At 44.6% G+C, this 24,819-nt stretch carries 20 protein-coding genes and 1 other annotated feature; all 20 genes read right to left on the bottom strand.

Annotated features, from left to right (window positions below):
* Positions 1–36 precede the first annotated feature (36 nt).
* The 20 genes from hemL to ilvB all read right to left on the bottom strand — a co-directional run bounded on the left by hemL (position 37) and on the right by ilvB (position 24,464).
* Positions 37–1,323 carry a glutamate-1-semialdehyde 2,1-aminomutase gene (gene hemL / locus ACE1TF_RS00185; protein ID WP_375013336.1) on the bottom strand — a complete coding sequence of 429 codons (1,287 nt, stop codon included), beginning with the start codon at positions 1,321–1,323 and terminating at the stop codon, positions 37–39.
* Positions 1,323–2,300 (bottom strand): porphobilinogen synthase, encoded by a 978-nt coding sequence (gene hemB, locus ACE1TF_RS00180; protein ID WP_373900497.1) that lies wholly within the window; start codon positions 2,298–2,300, stop codon positions 1,323–1,325. The genes hemL and hemB overlap by 1 nt, the downstream gene beginning before the upstream one ends.
* A 5-nt stretch (positions 2,301–2,305) precedes the next feature.
* Entirely contained in the window at positions 2,306–3,046 is a 741-nt protein-coding gene (locus ACE1TF_RS00175; protein WP_375013334.1) for a uroporphyrinogen-III synthase, read from the bottom strand.
* Positions 3,043–3,978 carry a hydroxymethylbilane synthase gene (hemC, locus tag ACE1TF_RS00170; RefSeq protein ID WP_375013332.1) on the bottom strand — a complete coding sequence of 312 codons (936 nt, stop codon included), beginning with the start codon at positions 3,976–3,978 and terminating at the stop codon, positions 3,043–3,045. Before hemC ends, ACE1TF_RS00175 begins: the two co-directional genes overlap by 4 nt.
* A gap of 89 nt (positions 3,979–4,067) precedes the next feature.
* On the bottom strand, positions 4,068–5,477 hold the full coding sequence (gene hemA / locus ACE1TF_RS00165) for a glutamyl-tRNA reductase (RefSeq protein ID WP_375013330.1): 1,410 nt from the start codon (positions 5,475–5,477) through the stop codon (positions 4,068–4,070).
* 318 nt (positions 5,478–5,795) lie between these two features.
* Positions 5,796–6,383 (bottom strand): ribosome biogenesis GTP-binding protein YihA/YsxC, encoded by a 588-nt coding sequence (yihA, locus tag ACE1TF_RS00160; RefSeq protein WP_375013328.1) that lies wholly within the window; start codon positions 6,381–6,383, stop codon positions 5,796–5,798.
* A complete protein-coding gene (gene lon / locus ACE1TF_RS00155) occupies positions 6,370–8,643 on the bottom strand; it encodes an endopeptidase La (RefSeq protein ID WP_375014070.1) in 2,274 nt (757 codons plus the stop codon). The genes yihA and lon overlap by 14 nt, the downstream gene beginning before the upstream one ends.
* A gap of 202 nt (positions 8,644–8,845) precedes the next feature.
* On the bottom strand, positions 8,846–10,519 hold the full coding sequence (gene lonB / locus ACE1TF_RS00150) for an ATP-dependent protease LonB (RefSeq protein WP_375013326.1): 1,674 nt from the start codon (positions 10,517–10,519) through the stop codon (positions 8,846–8,848).
* A 130-nt stretch (positions 10,520–10,649) separates the two neighbouring features.
* On the bottom strand, positions 10,650–11,930 hold the full coding sequence (gene clpX / locus ACE1TF_RS00145) for an ATP-dependent protease ATP-binding subunit ClpX (RefSeq protein WP_375013324.1): 1,281 nt from the start codon (positions 11,928–11,930) through the stop codon (positions 10,650–10,652).
* 220 nt (positions 11,931–12,150) lie between these two features.
* Complete coding sequence (locus tag ACE1TF_RS00140) at positions 12,151–12,291, bottom strand: ClpX C4-type zinc finger protein (protein WP_081829107.1); 141 nt, start codon at positions 12,289–12,291, stop codon at positions 12,151–12,153.
* Positions 12,292–12,398: 107 nt separating this feature from the next.
* Complete coding sequence (gene tig, locus ACE1TF_RS00135) at positions 12,399–13,712, bottom strand: trigger factor (protein WP_375013322.1); 1,314 nt, start codon at positions 13,710–13,712, stop codon at positions 12,399–12,401.
* A gap of 113 nt (positions 13,713–13,825) precedes the next feature.
* Positions 13,826–14,824 carry a hypothetical protein gene (locus tag ACE1TF_RS00130; protein ID WP_375013320.1) on the bottom strand — a complete coding sequence of 333 codons (999 nt, stop codon included), beginning with the start codon at positions 14,822–14,824 and terminating at the stop codon, positions 13,826–13,828.
* Between the two features lie 75 nt (positions 14,825–14,899).
* On the bottom strand, positions 14,900–16,324 hold the full coding sequence (locus tag ACE1TF_RS00125) for a sodium/glutamate symporter (RefSeq protein ID WP_375013318.1): 1,425 nt from the start codon (positions 16,322–16,324) through the stop codon (positions 14,900–14,902).
* Positions 16,325–16,496: 172 nt separating this feature from the next.
* Entirely contained in the window at positions 16,497–17,087 is a 591-nt protein-coding gene (leuD, locus tag ACE1TF_RS00120) for a 3-isopropylmalate dehydratase small subunit (RefSeq protein WP_375013315.1), read from the bottom strand.
* Positions 17,088–17,107: 20 nt separating this feature from the next.
* The gene (leuC, locus tag ACE1TF_RS00115) at positions 17,108–18,520 is read right to left on the bottom strand and encodes a 3-isopropylmalate dehydratase large subunit (protein WP_375013313.1); all 1,413 of its coding nucleotides are present in this window, start codon (positions 18,518–18,520) and stop codon (positions 17,108–17,110) included.
* Positions 18,521–18,534: 14 nt separating this feature from the next.
* Positions 18,535–19,608: a 3-isopropylmalate dehydrogenase gene (gene leuB, locus ACE1TF_RS00110; RefSeq protein ID WP_042399064.1), complete on the bottom strand. Its 1,074-nt coding sequence runs from the start codon at positions 19,606–19,608 to the stop codon at positions 18,535–18,537.
* Positions 19,609–19,624: 16 nt separating this feature from the next.
* Positions 19,625–21,178, bottom strand: coding sequence for a 2-isopropylmalate synthase (locus ACE1TF_RS00105; protein WP_375013311.1), 1,554 nt, complete (start codon positions 21,176–21,178; stop codon positions 19,625–19,627).
* Entirely contained in the window at positions 21,165–22,187 is a 1,023-nt protein-coding gene (gene ilvC / locus ACE1TF_RS00100) for a ketol-acid reductoisomerase (RefSeq protein WP_375013309.1), read from the bottom strand. Before ilvC ends, ACE1TF_RS00105 begins: the two co-directional genes overlap by 14 nt.
* Before the next feature lie 31 nt (positions 22,188–22,218).
* Positions 22,219–22,737 carry an acetolactate synthase small subunit gene (gene ilvN, locus ACE1TF_RS00095; RefSeq protein ID WP_042399061.1) on the bottom strand — a complete coding sequence of 173 codons (519 nt, stop codon included), beginning with the start codon at positions 22,735–22,737 and terminating at the stop codon, positions 22,219–22,221.
* Complete coding sequence (gene ilvB / locus ACE1TF_RS00090) at positions 22,734–24,464, bottom strand: acetolactate synthase large subunit (protein ID WP_375013306.1); 1,731 nt, start codon at positions 24,462–24,464, stop codon at positions 22,734–22,736. Before ilvB ends, ilvN begins: the two co-directional genes overlap by 4 nt.
* A 94-nt stretch (positions 24,465–24,558) precedes the next feature.
* Positions 24,559–24,807, bottom strand: a binding site (T-box leader).
* Between the last annotated feature and the right edge of the window lie 12 nt (positions 24,808–24,819).

The raw sequence follows: 24,819 nt of genomic DNA, 5'->3' as shown, positions 1-24,819 counted from the left end.
CGCTTTTGGCGTCTTTTTAAAATCGTAGGATACACATTAGATTCTTGATAATGCTCGTTCAGCAGCTGCAATCGTTTCTTCAATCATTTCATCAGTATGCTGCGTACTCAAAAACATGCCCTCAAATTGTGACGGTGCAATTGAAATACCTTCTTGCAACATTTCTCTGAAATACGCGGCAAACTGCTTAACATTTGATGATTTCGCGGTGTTAAAATCAACGACTGGGCTGTCGTTAAAGAATAACCCAACCATCGAGCCTGCACGGTTAAACGTGACCGAGATGCCATGTTTCTTTGCGGCTTCAGTAATTCCTTCTTCTAAACGTGCCCCTTTTCTTTCAAATTCTTCATAGTGCTCAGGTGTCACTTGAGAAAGTGTCATATATCCTGCGGTCATCGCGAGAGGATTTCCAGACAGTGTTCCTGCCTGATAGATTGGGCCACTTGGCGCTACTTGCTCCATTATTTCTTTTTTACCGCCATAGGCACCGACCGGCAATCCCCCACCAATGACTTTGCCGAGCGTAGTCAAATCAGGTGTAACAGAGAATCTACCTTGAGCAGAATGGAAACCTGCTCGGAAACCCGACATCACTTCATCGAAAATCAACAGACTTCCGTACTCTTCAGTCATGTGACGAACGCCTTGTAAAAACCCTTCCTCTGGCAAGACGACACCCATGTTCCCAGCCACAGGCTCAAGAATCACTGCTGCAATGTCATCGCCGTATTTTTCAAACACGAGCTGCAAGCTGTCCAAGTCGTTGTAAGGGACGGTGAGTGTATTGGAGGCAGTACCTTCGGGTACTCCTGGGCTATCAGGAAGTCCAAGTGTCGCCACACCAGAACCGGCTTTAATGAGTAACGAATCACCGTGTCCGTGGTAGTTCCCTTCCATTTTGACAATCTTGTTTCTGCCCGTATACCCACGAGCTAAGCGTAGTGCACTCATCGTCGCCTCTGTACCAGAGTTGACGAACCGCACCATTTCAACAGAAGGAACGCGGTCGATAACGAGTTCCGCAAGCTCTGTCTCCATCGTATGAGACGCCCCGAAACTGGTGCCGAGCTCTGTTGTCTTTTTAAGGTGTTCAACGACAACCGGATCAGCATGACCGAGCAACAACGGCCCCCATGACAGTACGTAATCGATGTATGTCTGATCATCGAGGTCAGTTATGCGTGCACCGCTCCCACTCTTCATGTAAATGCCGTGGTCCATTCCGACCGAGCTGTATGCACGTACAGGGCTGCTTACCCCTCCTGGCATAATTGGTTTTGCTTTTTCATACGCTTGTTTTGAATTGTTAAATGTACGCATTATGAACTCCTTTCATTAATCCATCTGGCCATGTCTTTTGCGAAATACGTAATAATAAGATCAGCACCTGCACGCTTCATGCTGACTAATTTCTCTTGAACCGTTTCTTTCTCATCTAGCCAGCCATTTTGAGCCGCAGCTTTGATCATCGAATATTCACCTGATACGTTGTAAGCAACGACTGGATAATTCGTCTGATTTTTAATGTCTCGCATCACATCAAGATAGGATAGCGCCGGCTTGACGATAAAGAAGTCAGCACCTTCTCGCTCATCAGATGCTGCTTCGCGCATCGCTTCTAAGCGATTTGCCGGGTCCATTTGGTACGTTCTGCGATCTCCAAATGCTGGTGAACTGTGTGCCGCATCTCGGAATGGACCATAAAATGCTGAGGCGTACTTGACGGAATAAGCCATGAGTGCACGATCTGCATAACCTGCTTCATCAAGACCTTCTCGAATCGCTTTTGTAAATCCGTCCATCATGTTGGATGGGGCAATGATATCAGCACCTGCGCGTGCCTGAGATACAGCGGTTTCCGTTAACAACCGCAGGGATTCATCATTTAACACTTCACCTTCATGAATGACACCACAATGCCCGTGATCAGTATACTGACACAAACACGTGTCGGCAATGACAACGAGGTGTGGATGCCGCTCCTTCACTTGACGAATGGCTCGCTGAACAATTCCTTCTTCTGCATAGGCTTGGCTGCCGACATCATCTTTATGGGCGGGTACACCGAACAAGATGATTGATGAAATTCCTAAGTTCACAATCTCATCGATTTCATCATCTAATCGGTCCAACGAATAGTGGAACACTCCGGGCATTGAAGGAACTTCTTTGCGAACATCACTGCCTTCCACTGCAAAAATCGGATAGATGAGATCGTCTTTCTCAATACGCGTTTCTCGTACCATACCCCGCATTGTTTCACTGCTTCTTAGACGCCGATGTCTGTCAAAACTCATCTCACTCACTGTGAACCCTCCCTATTCAAATACGTACAAATCGTTGTAGCTAAACTTTCAAATGTTGCTTGTGGTGCTGCAATTACTTTAGAAAAACCCGTTCGTAACGCCCTTTGTTCAGTAACCGGACCGATGACAAAGGCGATCGTTTTTGCCGGGATGATTTTCATATGGCTCATCATCTGCTCATAAGCAGATACTGCACTTGGACTTGTAAAGACGACAGGATGATGAACATGTTGGCGCCAAACGTCCATTTCTGCATGCGTGGCAACGGTTTCGTAAACAGAAACCGCCTGCACATGCACAGCAAAACGTTGGAGCTCTTGTTCCAACATGAGTCGAGCTTGCTTGCTTTTTGGAAAAAGTATCCGCTCTCCAGGTAGTAGCTTCTTTCGTAACACTTCTAACAGGCCTTCGGCATTTTCATTGCCCACACTTGCAACAACATCAACAGTAAACCCTGCTTGTTCAGCCGCTCGACTTGTTTTCTTACCTACGGCAGCAACCTTTACAGCCGTATAATCCAACTCAACCTGTTGTAGGAAAAACGAAACGGCATTGGCACTCGTAAAAATGATTCTATCTATCTCCGTTGGATTAGGAAGACGCTGCTCTGTATGTAGGCGTTGTAACTCAACGAGAGGAAAGTGACAAGCTGCGATCCCAACCTGTTCAATTGCTTGAACGAGATTGTCTTTCTCCCCTTCTTTTTTTCCTCTCGTGACGATAACGGCTCGGCTCAAGATTCTCCCTGCTCTGCACGTACTTGTTCAAGTATTTCTTTCCCCCCACGTTCAAAGAGGTTCGCTGCTGCGGTTTTCCCCAATTGCTCGGGATCATCTCCGGTGAGTTCTTCTTTGAGCAAGGTTTTTCCGTCCGTAGAAGCGATCAATGCCGTCAATGTAAGTTGCCGATCTTCATTCATCGTTGCATGGGCTGCAACTGGAACCGTACAGCTACCTTCAACATTTCTTAGAAATGAGCGTTCCGCACTGACGGTATGAGACACTTCCTCATCGTGCAAATGCTGTAGAATGGTAATGACTTCCTCATCACCCACTCGACATTCAAGCCCGAGGGCACCTTGACCAACGGCAGGTATGCTTAATGTCGGATCCAAAAATTCTGTCACGACTTCATTCGTCCACCCCATGCGACTAAGACCTGCAGCAGCCAAAATGATCGCGTCGAAATTCTCCTCTTTTAGCTTGCGCATTCTCGTTTCAATGTTTCCACGAATCCAGTGTACTTGTAAATCTGGGCGAACTGCGAGCACCTGAGCTTGTCGACGTAAACTGCTCGTTCCTACAACTGACCCACTAGGTAATTCCATTAACGTCTCACCGCTATTGGATAACAGTGCATCGCGAGGATCTTCTCGTTCGGTTACAGCAGCTAGCGTAAAAGCTTCAGGCAGTACAGATGGCACATCCTTCATGCTATGTACAGCAAGGTCAACTTCGCCTTCACGAAGCGCATGCTCAATCTCTTTCACAAATAAAGCTTTCCCACCTACTTTTGATAACGTAACATCTAGAATGCGATCTCCTTTTGTTACAATCTTTTTGAGTTCAAATTCATACGGTAACCCTAAAGATTCTAACTGGCTTAACACCCATTCTGCCTGATTAACCGCCAAGTTGCTTTTTCTCGTTCCAATGACAATTTTCCTCATCATGTTGCCTCCATTTTACCTAGATTCGTGGGATACACGAAAGCAACCAGAAAGCGGTGCGCCTTCCGGTTGTCTTTGGTGTTACTATGCTAAACAATGACATCTCTTGCATAGCGATACTGCAAAAGCTCTTGGAGCACTCGACCTTCTAAATGTTGGGTTTCGACAGTCGCTTCCACTGGATCTGCAGACGGTCTAAACGTCTTTTGTTCACGTGCTTTTAGCGCTGATAATTCTGCTTCTAAACCGAAGATCTCAACAAATAAGGCAAGAGATTGCTCTCGGTCATCTTCCCCCGACATTTCCTTCGCACGAGTAATCGGCTCTTTTAAAAGTTGGTTGACGATACTCTTTGTATGCTTGGAAAGAACTTTTCTTTCTCTTGAGGTCAACTCTGGCATCTTCCGTTCAATGCTCTCCATCGTCTCTTGTTGAATGGTTAGTGCTTTTTCCCGTAATGCAGAGATAACAGGAACAACACCAAGCGTATCAATCCATGCCTTAAAATCGGCAATTTCTTGTTGAATCATGCGCTCAATTTGAGTTGCTGCTTCCTTTCGGTCTTCCATATTGGCTGCAACAATGCCTTCCAAGTCATCGATGTCATAAAGAAACACACCGTTCATCGTACCCAGCTCTGGGTCCAAGTCACGGGGAACCGCGATATCGACCATAAACAAAGGCTGATCGGATCGTAAAGACAATGTGTCTTCAACACCGGCTTTTGTCAGAACATATTGATCGGCACTCGTTGATGAGATGAGAATGTCTGCTTCTTTTAAACACTCGTGCAGTTCTTCAATGTCTCTAGCTTGAGCACTCATGTTGTTTGCGAGTTCTCGTGCTCGTTCAAATGTACGATTCATCACTGTAATACTTGCCGCACCATTTGCTTCAAGGTGCTTCGCTGTCAATTCGCTCATCTTCCCTGCGCCTAAAATAAGAACATGTTTGTCCGATAAATTCCCGAGCACTTGCTTTCCTAGCTCAACAGCTGCATAGCTAATGGACGCTGGGTTATCATTAATGGCTGTCTCTGCATGTGCTCGTTTTGAAAACGTGACCGCTTGACGAAACAACTGATTAAATACCGTCCCCGTTGCATCGTTCTTTTGGGCCAGGGAGAAGCTTGATTTCACTTGTCCAAGAATCTGTGTTTCACCAAGAATCATCGATTCAAGCCCTGAAGATACACGTAATAAGTGCTCGATGGCTTCATCGTTTTCTCGGATGTTTAACACCGGCTGAAAGATTTCTTGCTGAACATCAAACCATTGCGCGATAAACTTCTTTGTGAAATGTCGACCCGTGTGCAATTGGTCAACAACGGCATAAATCTCCGTCCGGTTACACGTAGAAATAATCGTGCATTCCAAAATACTCTTCATGTCTCTTAACATGTGGAGAGCTTTAGGTAATTCTTCTTCATCAAACGCGAATTGTTCCCGCAAATCGACAGGGGCACTTTTATAGTCGATGCTAGCAACAATAATATGCATATTTCGTCTCCACCCCCAATGATAAAGCTCTGCTTCTTCTCTACTAATGATCGTTACACGAGCCTAATTCTCTATTTATATTGTAACATGGCAGCCATGCGTCTGAATGCACGAAAATGTGAACAACCTCTGAAACGACACGGTAATGAGTATCTTCATCTTTTCCATTAGAACACACTTCTAACCTTCGTTCAACAGAACTGCTCATTTCGACAAGTTCTCTTTAGTATTGTAGCCAAATTCGCCCATTCCATGTAAAGAATCAAGGAATACAACGAAAGGCACAATGCTCAAGTGAGATTCATTGTGCCCCGAACGTCAAACTTGTAATAAGCGACGAATTTCTTTCCAAGCTTGGTCTTTGCCATCACCAGTTTCTGAAGAAAATGCAACATATCGGTCTTCTTCATGAAGTTCAATGATGTCTAAAATGTTCTTTATATGCTTTGTTCGTTGGGTTTTATTAATCTTATCAATCTTCGTGAGTACTAACAAAATCGGAACCTCATAATGCTTCAACCAATCATACATCAAAAGGTCGTCGTTCGTAGGATCGTGCCTAGCATCGACGAGCAACACGACTCCTCTTAGCTTATCTCTCGTCGTTAAGTATTCCTCAATCATTCTTCCCCACGCCGCGCGTTCTTTTTTGGACACCTTCGCATAACCATACCCTGGAATATCAACAAAATAACAGACGTCGTTAATATTGAAGAAATTCAATGTCTTTGTTTTACCTGGTTGCTGAGAAGTGTACGCGAGCTTTTTGCGCTTTGTCATCGTATTAATAAATGATGATTTCCCAACATTGGACCTCCCTGCAAAGGCGAGTTCAGGGAAGTCTCCAGTTGGATACTGGTCTGGACCAACGGCACTGATCTTTAATTCTGCTTTATTTACGTTCATCTTTCTCTCCCAACGCATGCTTTACAACTTCATCAAAGCTCGTCACATCGACAAACTCGACGGCTTCTTTCACACTTTCTGGCACATCGTCTAAGTCTTTTACATTATCATGAGGAATAATAATTTTCTTGAGACCGGCACGATGCGCACTCATCGACTTTTCTTTCAGACCACCAATGGGTAGTACACGTCCGCGCAACGTCATTTCGCCTGTCATTCCGACTTCCTTCTTCACAGGCCGGCCCGTCAATGCCGATAACAGAGCTGTAGCCATTGTGATTCCTGCAGAAGGACCGTCTTTTGGTGTCGCCCCTTCGGGTACATGAATGTGAATATCATATTTTTCATGAAACCGCTCATCAATGCCAAATTCATCTGCTTTCGAACGAATGTAACTAAACGCCGCTCGGGCGGACTCCTTCATGACATCTCCAAGTTTACCGGTCAACGTGAGATTTCCTTTTCCTTTCGCCAATGACACTTCGATGGATAGCGTGTCGCCACCTGCAGCTGTGTACGCCAAGCCAGTAGCTGCACCGATCTGGTCTTCTTCTTCTGCCATCCCATATCGAAACTTCGGTTTCCCAAGCATATCCTCAACGATACTCTCGGTAATAATGACACGTTTTTTCTCTCCGGCTACGATCTGTTTAGCCGCTTTTCTACAAAGCGTTGCGATGCTTCGCTCTAAATTTCTGACGCCCGCTTCGCGTGTATAGTAACGGACAACTTTCATGAGCGCTTGTTCGCGGATCTGCACGTCACTTTTCGTTAACCCATGTACCTTAATTTGTTTTGGCAACAAATGATCGGTAGCAATGGCTTGTTTCTCTATTTCCGTATAACCGGCAATATGGATCATCTCCATCCGGTCACGTAACGGTGCGGGAATTGCCCCCACTTGGTTTGCTGTCGTGACAAACATGACATTGGAAAGGTCGTACGTTTCCTCGATGTAATGGTCACCAAACTGATGATTTTGCTCAGGGTCTAACACTTCAAGCATGGCTGATGACGGGTCTCCTCGAAAATCACTCGCCATTTTATCAATTTCATCGAGCAGGAATACCGGGTTCATGACACCGGCTTTTTTCATCCCTTGTATCATCTTCCCTGGCATCGCACCGACATACGTGCGGCGGTGGCCACGAATTTCTGCTTCATCACGAACACCTCCGAGTGAGATGCGGACAAATTCTCTCTCTAACGAGCGAGCAATTGATTTGGCAAGCGATGTTTTCCCAACTCCAGGAGGCCCAGTGAGGCAAAGAATGGGCCCACGCAGTGAATCCGTGAGCTTTTGAACCGCCAAGTGTTCGAGCACACGCTCTTTCACTTTTTCTAACCCAAAATGGTCTTCGTTCAGCACCTTCTCTGCATGATCGAGGTCGAGACGGTCCGTCGTTTCTTCACTCCAAGGAATCGTCGTCAACCATTCAATGTAATTGCGAATGACGGAGCTTTCTGCTGAACTCGCAGGAACCTTTTCGTAGCGCGCCAATTCCTTTAATGCCTTTTCACTGACGTTCTCAGGCATCTCGGACTCCTCAATACGTGTCCTTAGCTCTTCTACTTCGCCACCTTTGCCATCCTTATCTCCTAATTCCTTTTGAATGGCTTTCATCTGCTCACGCAAGTAGTATTCTTTTTGGGTCTTCTCCATTGACTTCTTTACGCGCTGGCCAATTTTCTTTTCTAAACCGAGTACTTCTCGCTCATTTTCTAAGATGTCAAGAAGTTGCTCTAGCCGCGCTTTTTCTTCAAACGTTTCAAGAAGCTCTTGTTTTCTTTTAATTTGTAGCGGCAGATGCGAAGCGACGAGATCAGCAAAATAACCTGGCTCGTCGATATCTTGTACTGATTTTAGTGTGTCTTTTGATACTTTGCTCGACAGTTTCGTATATTGCTCAAACTGCTTCAAAACCGACCGCATTAACGCTGTCTTCTCTTCGGTATCTTCATCGTCGGTTTGACTGTCAACACGTATTTGAATGTCTACTTCATAGTAGTCTGATTCACTCGTAAACGTCTCAATCGTCGCCCGCTTCAAGCCTTCAACGAGAATACGTGTTGTGCCATTTGGCATTTTAATCATTTGTTTTACGTAAGCAAGTGTGCCAACGGTGTACAAGTCTTCTTTTGCTGGTTCATCAACAGATAAGTCAATTTGACTTGTAAGAAGAATTTCTTGGTCACCGACCATCACTTGTTCTAATGCTTTTACTGATTTCGATCTTCCTACATCTAAATGAAGCACCATCCCTGGGAAAACAAGCACTCCTCGTAGTGGAAGGAGTGGAATGGTACGTTTTTCGTGTTGAGTTGACGTCAACATCATCCCCCATTTCCTAAATCACAATGTTCCATCTAATTGTCTATATGTTCGTAAGCTCTGTAGACTCATGATATTCATTGTAGCTTAACGAATATCACGTGTCTATGAACTCACATCTCGTCATGAACTAGATGGATGAGGATTGATTATGATTGATCGGATGATTCATCGTTGTGTCCAAAACTACAGGTTCTTCACTAAGCACGTGAAGAAATAATTCATCTAAAGAAGAAAGAGGGATAACTTCAATTCCGACGTGTCGATGAAGCACTGTTTCATCATTTTCAACAGGAATATACGCTTTACAAGCTCCTGCCTCGAGTGCGGCAGCGACCTTGGCAGGCACCCCTCCAACCGGTTTGATCGTTCCCCAGATGCTGAGTTCACCCGTCATGGCGACATCGTTTTTCACTTTCTTATTCGTGATGGCAGAGTAGATCGCTGTAGCAATCGCTGCACCTGCTGAAGGTCCATCAATAGGCGTACCTCCAGGGAAATTCACATGGATATCATAATGGTCAACAGGCACTTGAAGACGGCGCAATACGGTCATGACGTTATCAACTGAACTTCGAGCCATACTTTTTCTACGGATGGAGCGCATTTGATTACCGGCATTTTCTTCTTCAGCGATTCCCGTCACTGTCAGCATTCCTTTTCCTTCAGAGGTCTTTCTTGCGGTGGCTTCAATTTCTAAAAGCATACCAAGATCTGGACCGTAAACGGCAAGACCATTGACCCGACCAACAGCCGGACTTTGATGGATGACTTTCTCTGGGCGCCGAGTCAAACGACTGGCATGAACGACCCATTCGATGTCGGATACGCCGATCTCATTGCGATCTTCACTCGTAGCCAATCCTGCTGCAATCTGAACCGTATTTACCGCTTCACGGCCGTTAGATACGTAAGACGCGATCGTTTCTAACCCTTCTGGTTGGATACTCATCTCCAATCGCTTCGCTGACTTTTCAGCAACGCGCGCTAACTCTTTTTGCTTTAACGGACGGAAAAAAACTTCTAAGCAACGGGAACGAATGGCTGGCGGGATTTCATCTGGCGTTCGGGTTGTCGCTCCAATCAAACGAAAATCAGCAGGTAATCCATTTTGGAAAATATCATGGATATGTCTTGGAATATTCATGTTCTCTTCGCTATAGTATGCGCTTTCTAGGTACACTTTACGATCTTCTAATACTTTTAACATCTTGTTCAACTGGATGGAATGAAGTTCCCCGATTTCATCAATAAAAAGCATACCACCATGTGCTTTTGTAATGGCTCCTGGTTTCGGCTGCGGGATGCCTGCTTGCCCCATCGAGCCTGCCCCTTGATAGATTGGATCATGAACGGACCCGATGAGTGGGTCTGCAATCCCTCTTTCATCAAACCTAGCTGTTGTACCGTCGAGCTCAATAAATGGTGCTTCTTGTAAAAATGGGGAGTGTTCATTTGATTTCGCTTTATTCATGACGAGACGAGCGGCTGCAGTTTTTCCTACACCAGGGGGACCATATATGATGACATGTTGCGGGTTCGGGCCACAAAGTGCTGCTTCCAAAGATAAGATCCCTTCATCTTGTCCGATAATATCATCTAAAGTTTCTGGTCTGACTTTCTCCGATAATGGCTCATTCAAAGATACAGACCTTAACTTTTGTAACTGCACCATCTCTTTTCTCGACTCACGATCGACCGATACTTTTTGTGTACGCTGGTTTTTTAGCAAGTTCCAGAAATAAAGGCCAATAACGATACCAAAAAACACTTGAACCAACATGATGATCGATGTCCAATTCATGCAATTCCTCCTTACAACCGAATCATTCTCAAGTAGTATGACTCGGTCGCTCAGAAGCTATCCCCATAGTTTCACAATGCGCACACGAAAAAACCCGGGAGAATTTCTCCCGGGTTGTAAGATTAAAGTGTTATGCGCTTTCTCGCGGCACGATCTCATCTAACGTGATCGATTTGCCATCTTTGGTCGTAAGAACTGGTGACGCGTTGTGTAACACGCAATCAGCAGTAATTTTACAACGGCTAATGTTATCTTGTGACGGAAGATCATACATCACATCTTGCATGATAACCTCAATAATTGAGCGCAACCCTCTCGCCCCTGTTTTACGTTCAATCGCTTTCTTTGCAATTTCCGTAAGAGCGTCTTCGGTAAACTCAAGTTCCACTTCATCAATCTCAAGTAAACGTTGGAATTGCTTAACGAGTGCATTCTTAGGTTTCGTCAGAATTTCAATTAGCGCATTCTCATCGAGTTGTTTCAAGCTTGAAATTACCGGTAGACGTCCAATGAATTCTGGAATCAACCCGTAGCGAAGCAAGTCTTCAGGCAGAATTTTATCTAGATAATCATCTTCTGTCATTTCACCGCTCTCGCCTTCAGAGCCGAATCCGATGACTTTCTTACCTAGACGGCGCTTTACGACTTGGTCAATCCCATCAAATGCTCCACCAACGATGAACAAAACGTTTGATGTATCAATTTGAATAAATTCTTGATGAGGGTGCTTACGCCCGCCTTGTGGTGGCACGCTTGCTGTTGTTCCTTCAAGAATCTTTAAAAGTGCTTGTTGCACCCCTTCTCCAGACACGTCTCTTGTGATGGATGGGTTTTCTGACTTGCGGGCTACTTTGTCAATTTCATCGATGTAAATGATCCCTTTTTCAGCTTTTTCAACATCATAATCTGCTGCTTGGATAAGCTTCAAAAGAATGTTCTCTACATCTTCACCGACATAACCAGCTTCAGTTAACGACGTCGCATCTGCAATCGCAAACGGCACATTCAATATTCTAGCTAACGTTTGAGCCATAAGTGTTTTACCACTACCAGTAGGTCCGATCAAACAGATGTTACTCTTTGAAATCTCAACGTCATCGCCACCTTGACCAATCGTTGAGTTCACGCGCTTATAATGGTTGTACACAGCAACCGACAGTGCCTTTTTCGCACTTTCTTGCCCGATCACATAGTCATCGAGAATCCCGTCAATCTCTTGAGGTTTCGGAACGGTTTCAAATTCTACTTCCTCATCGGTTCCGAGTTCTTCTTCAACGATTTCAGAGCATAATTCAATACATTCATCACATATATATACACCTGGTCCAGCGACTAATTTCCGAACCTGGTCTTGTGTTTTGCCACAGAAAGAACACTTGAGTTGCCCTTTCTCCTCGTTAAACTTGATCATGTGATTCACCCCTCTTTTGTATTATGTAGACTACACCGAATGGTTGCTCCACGTCAAACAATAGCCCCTACATTATCGTACCCATTCTTCATCAGCTTTACGTTGAAAAACGTAAATTCATTCATGTTTTTTTAATGGAGGTCCTTCTGTACGTTCACAAAATGAACACAATCATGTATTCATGAAAAAAGAGGACACGACGTTCGCGCCTCATTTTGTTCTATAATTCTTTCTGAGCTACGCCTACACATTCATTGCAAATGTAGACACCCGGTCCGGCAATTAACTTTTTCACTTGATCTTTCGTTTTGCCGCAAAACGAACACTTGTGTTCTTGTTGATCTTTTTCGTTTCTGCTCATCTGTTCCACCTACTTTTTTAATGTACAGGAATCCAATGAAAAGATCAATCGAAGCGGTTTTCTATTGCATAAAAAGGCACGAATAAGACTCGTGCCTTCTTTGCGACTTACGCTTCTTTATCTTCTTTTGCTTCAACTGTTACGCTCTCATCTACTAAGAACTGAACAGCTGTTTGGATGCGAAGATCATTCTTTAAAGAATCTACGCCACCTTGCATGGCAAGTAGTTGACGAATTTCTTCTTTATCGCGCTGATACATTTCTGCCATTTTGTCGAGCTCTTCTTCGACACGCTCGTCACTCGCTTCAAGTTCTTCCGCATTTGCAATGGCTTCAAGTACAAGGTTCATGCGAACGCGCTTTTCTGCTTCAGGCTTAAATTGTTCTTTCATACCTTCTGCATCTGTTCCTGCCATTTGGTAGTACATATCCATAGAGATGCCTTGTGATTGGAATCGCTGTTCCATTTCTTGCATCATGCGATCGGTTTCTGCTTTAATCATCGCATCTGGAATATCGACAGTTGCATTCTCCGCTGCTTTTTCTACAACGGTATCATTGTAATGGTGCTCTTTCTCATGCTCGAGATTGTGCTGAAGTTCGTCTTTCTTCTTCGTTCTTAGCGCTTCTAGTGACTCAACTTCTTCGTCTACGTCTTTTGCAAATTCATCGTCAAGCTCAGGAAGTTCTTTGCGCTTCACTTCGTGAACTTTCACTTTAAATACCGCAGGTTTACCAGCGAGGTCTTCCGCATGGTATTCCTCAGGGAACGTAAGCTCGACATCTTTTTCATCGTCTGCTTTCAAGCCGACCATTTTCTCTTCAAAACCAGGAATAAATTGTCCAGATCCTAGCTCTAGCGAATGGTTCTCTGCTTTTCCACCTTCAAAAGGTTCGCCGTCCATAAACCCTTCAAAGTCAAAAACAACCGTATCGCCATCTTGTGCAGTTTCGTCAACAACAGCAAGCTCTGCTTGCTTATCGCGTAGGTTATTTAATTCAGTTTCAACATCTTCATCATTCACTTCTGTGTTGAATGCAGGAACTTCTAACCCTTTGTAATCGCCAAGCTCAACTTCTGGCTTCACAATGACATTCGCTGTAAATGTTAACGTCTTTCCTTGTTCCATTTCTTTAATATCAATTTCTGGTTGGTCTACTGGCTCAATGCCTGTCTCTTCTACCGCTTCTGAATAAGCTTTTGGAAGAACAATATCAAGTGCATCTTGATAGAGTGACTCTACACCAAAACGAGATTCAAATAGTTTACGTGGGACTTTCCCTTTACGGAATCCAGGTACGTTTACGCTTTTCTTGACTTTTTCAAATGCTTGATCAATGGCTTCATCAAATTGTTTCGCATCTACATCGACAGTGAGGACCCCTTGGTTTCCTTCACCTTTTTCCCATTTTGCAGTCATTTATTGTGTTCCCTCCAAGTTTCATAGGTTACGCTTCCATTTTTACAACCACTATATTATAACATACTCCACGTGCATTTCAATCGCACCAAATTAGAAAAGTTCGCCAGTATCTACCTTTCATAGTGTTTGAACATCAAGAGCAACTCATTCACGTTTACTTGACTTGCTCCGTAGTATTCAACCCACTCACCTGTATAAGTGTCTAAGTCTTCGCCTACATATCTAAGTGCTTCAATATGGAGGGCCGCTGCCCAATCCATTGACGAAACTCTTTCATATTCGAAAGGGTACAATATGACCGCCATCCAATCCCACACGTGCCGGCACGTCTCATACAAGTGGGGGTTGTCCGATTCGATCGGAGCAAGTGCTGAAAAAATCTCAGTCTGGGCATCCCCTGCATAATTTTCTAACGCCGGAAGGGTTTTCGGCACAATTGTTGTTTCCTTTTCGTTTTTAGTAACGAATACAGGCGTTTCCATTTCCTCATCTTTAAGATGAAGCAATATGAGTGACTTAACGACAGGAGACCGGTCTTTGTCCTGTAAAACATCGTCGAAAGTGTCAATAACTACGACGAGAGGATACGTCTTCAACTGCTGAAATGCCGACCACTGTTCTTCCGCCGATCCAAATCGCAAGGATCTCGTTAGGTCGGTCGGAACAGGTCGCGTTTCCTCTTCCATTTCGATTGCAGGCGCTTCCTTATGACGGTTCGCTTCTTCAAGCAGTGCACGAAACTCTAAATCATCATTCAATTGAATATGATTTCCATCCGCTGCATCGTTAATAAGATCGGCCAGTTCCTGCCAACGACTTTGCTCTACCAGTGCCGTAGCAACAATCATGAGCCCGTCTCTATACAAATGCCCTAAGCGCGGAAGACCTTCATACGCATCTTGTATCACGTCGTTGTGCCTTTCCAATTTGAGCAGTGACACCCATTTCCCATAGATTGCTTCTTGATGATCGGGCTCAAATTGAATCACTTCCTGAAACGTGTGGAGCGATTTCTCAAACTGCCCGCCTTTTAAATCATTCAGACCGTTTTCTATTAAACGCTGAACCGTACCAGGAAACACGATCACCTTTTGTTCTTCTTCATTCATGACGATCCCTCAATCCAGAGCAACAACCTATGTACGAAGCATCGCCTCGCCATAGGTTGAGCGGAAACACGTTTCTTATGAACGCGTTTCATTTTGTTTGTTTTTCCCAAAATATAACACACCGAGCAACCAAAAACCAATCATGAGAATTGTCGCCACAATGAGTGCTGGTACGGCTCCAAACTGAATGATGATTGGCATAGCAGCTGCCGTTACAAGTCCACCACCTACCATCGGCTCAAATAGAATTTGTTTATAGCCAAATGCTTTCATTGCTGGTGTCTTCTGTTCTGGGTCGACAATTTTCATGAGCATAATGCCGGTCGCGGCAACACCCATTGACTGACCGAAGTCACCCATTCCTCGCTCAAACCAATAATGAGGAATCATGCGCGGCGCCAGATACAAGAACATAAATACGTTGAGCGCTACACCAACAACAGCTAAAATAATAAATTCCATCAGGTTATTGCCGATGACTTGTAAGCTTAGTGTACCGAGCGCACTGACAATAAGCAGGTCCAGTGCCGTATTTTGGATTCTACTAATCGTCGGGCGGTCAACGATATCATTTTTATCAAACCGAGTAATAAAGATTTGAACGATAATCCCGCCAATCATTGCGAATGGAAAGAGAGGGACGTGAGTAATTAGTTCCATTTGCTCAATCCATAAAGTCTCTTCTACCCACATTAAACCTTCGAGCAACCAATAACCGATAAAAATAGACAAGCCGACCATACCGATATGCAACGCTAATGGATCGATGGAAACGGTTGACGTCGTCATCTGACCACTAGGTTCACGGCGGTTTTGATCTAAAACACCCGTTTGCTGATCAACAGATATATCATCAGGGTGTTTCAATGTCTCCGAAGCGCCTTTTCTCGCAGCGATGTTCAGCATAATAATACCGATGAGAACACCGGACAATAGACCAACTGTTGCAAGGCCAATCGCAAGATCATAACCTTCTTCAAACCCTAATGATTCAAAGCTATCGGAAAGTCCCGCTGCCGTTCCGTGACCGCCAACAAAACTGATTTCAATAAGTGCACCTGCTGCAGGGCTCATGCCAAATAACGGTGTTAAAATCGTTATGGCGACGAGAATACCGACAGCGTACTGAGCCCAAGAAATCGTATAACCGAGTGCTACTTGCGGCCCACCGACTTTCCATATGTCTTGTAACCTAGGCAGTGCAAAACCAATAAATAAACATGCAAATACGACATTAATAAGTATACCCGGCAGCTCTGCCCACACTTCATACATCGGTTCTGTAAATATCCCGTATGGCATGACTTCGTTTCCGGTCACTGCTGTTATAATTCTTCCTAACACCTCAGGGCCAAATAGTAAGGCAAAGAACCCACCAATAATTGAACTCGGCAAAAATAACCGTTGAAGTACGGGAACTTTCAATCGTATCCATTTCCCGATGATGAGAACAATACTAATAACAACTAGTGCAAATCCAACAATCTCTACTGCTTCCATGTACTCACCTTCCTCGCTTTCTCCACATTCATGACTAACAACGAACATGAATACCTTTTCTTTACCCAAACTAACAGGCTTTTAAAACGACATCTATACAAAATGCTGGATTTGTATGATTTTACCTACAAAAAAAGGAAGAAAGCCGGTCAATAAATCCGGCTTTCTTCCTTTATAATGGTTGTTTTTTTGCTTCATATTCACGAATGTCATTTACATATTGTAAAGTGAGTCCAATTTCATCTAATCCATGAACCATCATATTTTTCCAATATGCATCAATGTCAAATGGATGCCTTTCTCCTGAAGGATCTTCAATATATTGATCATCAAGGTTAATGAGTAATTCAAATGACTTGTTTTCACTCGCTTTCAACCACTCTCTCACCTGTTCGCTTTCAATCCTTATCGGCAGCAATCCGTTTTTAAAGCTGTTGTTATAGAAGATATCACCGAAACTTGGTGCAATGACAACGCGAAAGCCATAGTCTTGAAGTGCCCACGCTGCATGTTCTCGGGACGAACCACAACCAAAGTTTTCATCAGCTAACAAAATTGTCGCACCTTCAGCACTCGGATGGTTAAGCGCAAAATCTGGATTTGGGGACTCATCATCGAGAAAGCGCCAATTATAGAATAGAAATTGACCAAAACCAGATCGCTCCACACGCTTTAGAAATTGCTTTGGGATAATCTGGTCGGTATCAATATTCACAAAAGGGAGAGCCGCTGTATTTCCTTTATGCGTAGTGAATTTCTCCACGTTTATCGCCTCCTTTTTCCTTACGTAACCTGCTCTGCTTCGAGCTTTCTTACATCAACAAAATGACCGTGAACCGCTGCAGCTGCAGCCATAACCGGACTCATCAAATGCGTACGGGCATTTTTCCCTTGTCGTCCTTCGAAATTACGATTCGATGTAGAAGCACAGCGCTCACCTGCAGGTACTTGGTCAGGGTTCATTCCTAAACACATGCTACATCCGGCATCTCGCCACTCAAAACCGGCTTCAATAAATAATTCCGCAAGCCCTTCTGCTTCTGCCTGGCGTTTTACTTGCATACTACCAGGTACGACGAGGGCACGAACGTCTGGCTTTACTTTCTTTCCTTTAATATAGCGCGCGGCTTCGCGAAGATCGCTAATTCGCGCATTTGTACATGAGCCTAAAAATACGTGTTGAATTTCAACGTCTTCCATCCTTGTTCCAGGAGAGAGACCCATATACGCTAGTGATTGTTCGATCGCTCTTCGCTCAGCATCACTTTTTGCATCTGTAGGAGACGGAACGACACCGTCAATCGCAATTCCTTGACCTGGGTTCGTTCCCCACGTCACCATCGGCTTCACTTCATCTGCAGACAATGTGAGCGTCTCGTCAAACGTTGCACCTTCATCGGTAGCTAGCGCTTTCCACTCTTTGACCTTTTGTTCGTAATCATCACCTTTCGGGACATTTACACGCCCTTTCAAGTAATCAAACGTCACTTGGTCAGGGCTAATTAATCCTGCTCTCGCCCCTCCTTCAATTGACATGTTACAAATGGTCATTCTCTCTTCCATTGTAAGTCCACGAATCGCTTCACCCCGGTACTCGACCACATGTCCTGTTCCAAAATTCACACCGTACTTAGCAATAAGCGCCAAAATAATATCTTTTGCACTCACACCACTGTTAAGACGGCCATCAATGACAACCTCCATCGTCTTTGGCCGACTTTGCCATAAAGTTTGGGTCGCCATCACGTGTTCAACTTCACTCGTACCAATACCAAAAGCTAAAGCGCCAAATGCACCGTGTGTAGACGTGTGACTATCTCCGCAAACGATTGTTTTTCCTGGTTGAGTTAATCCAAGCTCCGGTCCAATAATATGAACAATCCCGTTGCTCGGACTATCGAGGTCAGCGAGCTCTACCCCAAACTCTTCACAGTTTTTAACGAGCACATCAATTTGTTTTTTTGCAATCCGATCGGTGATCGTTCTTCGATCTTCTGTAGGGATATTATGGTCCATCGTTGCAAACGTCAAATCCGGTCTACGAAGAGATCGATTATTCATACGTAACCCTTCAAAAGCTTGCGGAGACGTGACTTCATGAACAAGATGGAGATCAATATACAACAAATCAGGCTTCCCTTCTTCTTGAGTGACCGTATGTTGATCCCAAACTTTTTCAATGATCGTTTTTGCCATCTTTCTTCCCCTCCTTATGCTAACGCTTGAATGACCGCTTCAGTCATTTCTTTTGTCGTATGCGCTTTTGTTTCGTTCCGTTGAAGATCTTTCGTTCGATACCCTTGTTCGAGCACAGAAAGAATTGCTCGTTCTACTTGCTCTGCTTCTTCTGCAAAACCAAATCCATATTTTAATAGCATGGCAGCTGACGAAATTGCAGCCAATGGGTTCGCCAATTCTAAACCAGCAATGTCAGGGGCCGAGCCATGGATCGGTTCAAACACACCGGGTCCAGTTTCACCAAGACTTGCTGATGGCAATAACCCGAGAGACCCTGTCAGCATGGACGCTTCATCGCTTAAAATATCTCCAAACATATTTTCTGTAAGAATGACATCGAATGAGGACGGGTTCTGAATGAGCTGCATTGCTGCGTTATCTACGAGCATATGCGACAAAGAAATATCGGGATGGTTTGCGACTCTTTCTTCAACCACCTCGCGCCACAATCTGCTTGACTCCAATACGTTAGCTTTATCCACAGATACGATCCGCTTGCTACGAAGAGCAGCCGCATCAATGGCACGTTCCGTAATCCGATCAATTTCTGATACCGAGTACGTGAGTGTGTCGACAGCATACACTTCTCCGTTGTCTTCTTTTCGTTCATGATCACCGAAATAAATGCCTCCGGTCAGTTCCCTCACGATTAAAACATCGACATCTTTAACGACTTCACGCTTTAATGGAGAGGAATCCAGTAAAGGAGCGTACGCCTTTACTGGTCGCAAGTTCGCAAACAACCCTAATTCTTTCCGCATTTTGAGCAAACCTTTTTCCGGACGTTTTGCCACATCAATTCCATCCCACTTCGGACCACCAACAGCCCCAAGCAAAATCGCGTCGCTTCCTTTACATAGCTCTTCGGTTTGCTTAGGAAAGGGGTCTCCCGTTTCATCAATGGCAGCACCTCCGATGCTCCCATAGGAAAACTCAAACTGGTGATCCCGCTTTTTTGCTACGGTTTGTAACACAGCAACTGCCGCTTCTGTCACTTCCGGTCCAATGCCATCTCCAGGCAATACTGCTATTTTTTTCACGCTCATTACTGCACCCTCACTTCTATGACTTTACCGGTTGCTCAGCGGATTGCTTCGCAGGATTTCCAAGTAGGATTCGGTTTACTGCATTCAAATAGGCATATGCGGAAGCTTCTAGCACATCATGCGCCGTACCTCTTCCAAGTGACGAATCATCCTTATACGTAAGGTGAACAACCACTTCAGCTAGTGCGTCTTCTCCACCGCTTACCGATTGAATACGGTAATCATCAAGTCGGATCTCTTCTCCGATGATCCGAGCCAACGTGTTGTAAACCGCCTCAACACTCCCTTTACCCGTTGCCGCTTCTTCAACCGTTTCACCGTTCGGTGTTTTTACGATGACTGTTGCCGTCTGGATGACGTTCGCTTGCGTCGCTACGTTTACTTGCAAGCTTTGCAGTTCATATTGACCGACTGGACTGCCAGCCTTGTCAGCAGCCATTAGCGCGAAGATATCATCATCGGTAACATTTTTCTTTTTGTGGGCAAGTGCCTTAAACGAGGCGAATACTCGCTTTAACTCTTCATCTGTCGGATCAAACCCAAGTTCAACGACTTTATTTCGAAAGGCATGCTTACCTGAAAGCTTACCGAGAACGAGTTTATTCTTCTCAACACCGACAAGTTCTGGTGTAATGATTTCATACGTGGTGCTCTCTTTTAAAACTCCGTCTTGGTGGATCCCGGATTCGTGAGCAAATGCATTAGCGCCGACAATGGCTTTATTACCAGGAACGACGGTACCACTCAACGTGCTCACTAGGTTACTCGTTCGCTTGATTTCAGAAAGTACTAGGTTTGATGATCTTTGGTAATGGTCTTTTCGGATATGCAAAGCGACGGCAATTTCTTCGAGTGAAGCATTGCCTGCCCGCTCTCCTAAACCGTTTATCGTACATTCCACTTGGTCAGCTCCACCTTCAACAGCTGCAAGTGAATTGGCAACTGCCATTCCTAAGTCGTCGTGACAATGACTTGAGAGTTTAATCTTTTCGACGCCTTTTACGTTGTCTTTCATGTGTTTAAACATGGCGCGAATTTCATTCGGCGTTGTATACCCAACTGTATCCGGTAAATTGATGACGTCAACACCCGCTTCAATGACCGCTTCAGAAATTCTCGTTAAAAATCCCCAATCCGTCCGACACGCATCTTCTGCTGAAAATTGGACCGTCTTGAACAACGTCTTTGCGTATTTAACAGCTTCTACAGCAGAAGCCAATACTTCATCTTGGGTCATGAACAATTTGTGCTTAATATGAACGTCAGACGTTGCGATAAACAAATGAATTCTAGGCGCTGCAGTGTTTTTCAGAGCGTCATAGGCAATGTCGATGTCTTGCTTTTTCACTCGCGACAGACCGGTCACCGTACTATTTTTTACTGTTTCTGCAATTTGCTTGACGGATAAAAAGTCGCCCTCATTGGAAGCCGGAAACCCGGCTTCAATGATGTCAACACCTAGACGGTCGAGCTGCTTTGCAATTTCCAATTTTTCGTCACGATTTAAATTCAAACCCGGTTGCTGTTCACCGTCTCGTAAAGTCGTGTCAAAAAACTCAACTGCCCGCACGTGATACCACTCCTTTTTGGTCTTGTTTAACAAACGGCATCATCTCTCGAAGTTTTTGACCAACTTCTGTCAGCTGGTGCGCATGTTCACGATTATTAATGGCATTAAATTGTGGACGATTCGCTTGGTTTTCTAAAATCCACCCTTTAGCAAACTTCCCTGTTTGAATGTCATCAAGGATTTCTTTCATGGCTTGTTTCGTATCATCCGTTATAATTCTAGATCCAGCTTGGAAATCACCCCACTGTGCAGTATCTGAGATGGAGTACCTCATGTACTCCAAACCGCCCTCATACATCAAGTCAACAATAAGTTTCAATTCGTGTAAACATTCAAAGTATGCGACTTCTGGTTGGTATCCTGCTTCAACAAGTGTTTCAAAACCGGCTTTTACTAGTGCGGACGTTCCGCCACATAAGACAGCTTGCTCACCGAATAGGTCGGTTTCTGTTTCTTCTTGGAACGTTGTTTCAATAATACCTGCTCGACCTGCGCCAATTTGTTTCGCATAGGCAAGTGCTAGATCTTTTGCCTCGCCATGCGGGTCTTGGTAGATTGCATAAAGTGCTGGAACACCTGCACCTGCTTCATACGTACGACGCACGATGTGACCTGGACCTTTTGGAGCGACCATAAACACATTTACATCTGTTGGCGGTTGAATTTGGCTAAAATGAATGTTGAAGCCATGTGCAAATACGAGTGATTTTCCACTTGTTAAATACGGCTTGATTTCATTTTCATAGATTGCAGGCTGCGCTTCATCGGGTAGAGCAAGCATGAGAATATCTGCACGCTCAGCAGCTGCGGAAACTTCATATACGTCAAACCCATCTTTTTCTGCTTTCTCCCAAGAACGGCCTTTACGGATGCCGATAATGACATTTACTCCGCTTTCTTTCATATTTAATGCGTGCGCGTGTCCTTGTGAGCCATACCCAATCACGGCAATTGTTTTTTCTCCAAGTACGTTCTCATTAATATCATTGTTATAAAATACTGTAGCCATCTTAAATCTCTCCTTTAAATTGTGTTATATATTATTGGAAAAGCGAGTATTTCAATTCTTGAGCTTGTGTCGTTGAGCTTCGCTTCAAAGCTGTTGCCCCTGTTCGAGCTAACTCCTTAATTCCGTAAGGCTTGAGAAGGTCAATCAATGCTTCAACCTTACTATGGTCGCCAGTAACTTGAAGTGTGACAGTGTCCCGACCGACATCAACAATGGTTGCTCGAAATGGACGGGCGAGTGTTTCAATTTCTCCACGGTTTTCTGCGGATGCGACTACTTTTATGAGCGCTAGCTCTCGAAGAACAATCGATTCACCAGAAATATCTCTTACTTTTAGTACATCTACTTGTTTGTTCAACTGTTTGACAACTTGGTCAAGTGCGCCATCGCTTTCTACATTCACAACGAAAGTCATTCTTGATATCTCGGGATTCTCGGTCGTTCCAACGGTTATGCTCTCAATATTAAACTGTCGCCTAGCGAACAATCCTGTAATCCGGTTTAATACACCTGACGAATTGTTCACCGTTGCAGTTATCGTTCGAATCACGGCGCAATTCCCTCCATTTCCTGATGACCTTTACCAGGTGCAATCATCGGGTACACATTTTCTTGACCTGTCACTCTAAAGTCGAACAATACAGGTCCGTCAATCGCTAGCCCTTTTTTTAGAACCGCTCTTGCTTCACTTGGGTCGTCGATGCGATATCCCGGAATGTTATACGCTTCGGAAAGTTTCGTGAAATCGGGTTGAATCGGAAACAGTGAATGAGAATACCGTTCTCCGTGGAACAACTCTTGCCATTGCCTTACCATCCCAAGCGAAGCATTGTTTACAATCACAATCTTTACAGGAAGATGCAGTTCTTGAAGAATCGACATCTCCTGGAGGGTCATCTGAAAACCTGCGTCTCCTACGACGGCTACAACCGTTTTGTCGGGTTCAGCAAACTGTGCGCCGATGGCTGCTGGAAAACCAAAGCCCATCGTTCCCAGCCCCCCAGATGTGACCCAGTGATTGGGTTCATTGAATTTGTAATACTGGGCTGCCCACATTTGATGTTGACCGACGTCTGTCGTCACGATCGCGTCTCCATTTGTTTCCTCGTAAACCATTTCCATGAGGGTTTGCGGTTTGAGTGTTTCTTGGTCCGCTTCATACCAGAGTGGATAGTTGCTTTTGTATTCACCTAACCGCTGGTGCCATTCATCAAAACGACCTAGTGGTTCAGTTGTTTCATTTAGTAGCTGTAACGCTCGTTTTGCATCGCCAACAATCGGAATGTCAGTCGTAATATTCTTTCCGATTTCAACAGGGTCTACATCGACGTGTGCAACCGTCGCGTATGGAGCAAAGTGTTCTAGTTTACCCGTAAGACGATCATCAAAGCGTGCCCCTATATTGATGAGTAAATCTGATTCATGCAACGCCATGTTAGATGCGTACAAGCCGTGCATCCCTGCCATTCCAAGGCTCAAGTCATCATGAGCAGGAAATCCTCCCAGACCGAGCAGTGTCGACGATACCGGAATGTTTTGTGTTTTTGCAAAACGTTCAAGTTCATTTGCACCACCTGCATGGAGAACGCCAGCACCAGCGAGTATAACAGGACGTTTGGCTTTCTCAATCGCCGCTTTTAATTTCTTAATTTGCAATCGATTAGGTTGAACGGTTGGTTGATAACCGGGTAGTTGCACCCTTTTTGGATACGTAAAGTTCCCTCGATCGATGGATACATCTTTGGGCAAATCAATGAGTACAGGACCTGGACGACCAGTCGTCGCAATGTGAAAAGCTTCTTTCATCACCGTAGGGATATCTGCGACATTTCGGATTTGAAAATTATGCTTCGTGATTGGCATCGTAATACCGATCATATCCGCCTCTTGAAAAGCATCCGTACCGATGACATTCGTTGCAACTTGACCGGTAATGACGACAAGCGGCAATGAGTCAATCATCGCATCGGCAATGCCCGTCACAACATTTGTCGCCCCTGGACCCGACGTAACGATGCAAACACCTGGTTTCCCTGACACTCTTGCATAACCTTCAGCAGCGTGTATTGCGCCTTGCTCGTGTCTTGCTAAAATGTGACGGATCCCTTTTTTGTAAATCTCATCATACGTCGGCAGGATGGCTCCGCCAGGATAGCCAAAAATGATTTCCACACCTTCTTCTGCCAGTGATTCGAGAACCATTTGACTGCCATTCATCTCTTCGTTGTTCCGGTCAGTTCTCCGTTCATCATCTTGCACTTCGAGATTCGTGCCCATCTCCATCTTCCTCCTTCATACAATTTCTCTTCCTCCAAAGCATCCATCTGTCTACGATAAAAAAATAACCTTTTCTCCCCATTGGACATTTAACCAAAGGGGCGAAAAGGTTATTCCGCGGTACCACCCTAATTTCCCGGTTCTAAATAGAAGCCGGCTCATTGCGCTAAAAGCGCTTGTTAGTAACGGTCAGATGATAATCCGACCGGTGATAGCTACTTGATATACATTCACTATCACACTCCGAGGGGAGTTCATTATTAGCTTCCTCACCGTCTCTCAGCACGAACGGCTCTCTGTAAAGAAAGTATTAATAACTACTGGTCCTCTTCAACGTTTTAAATATTGAATTGTA

The organism is Geomicrobium sp. JSM 1781026 (assembly GCF_041949955.1).
Lineage (GTDB): Bacteria > Bacillota > Bacilli > Bacillales > Marinococcaceae > Geomicrobium_A.
This window is presented reverse-complemented; position numbering and strand designations above follow the sequence as displayed.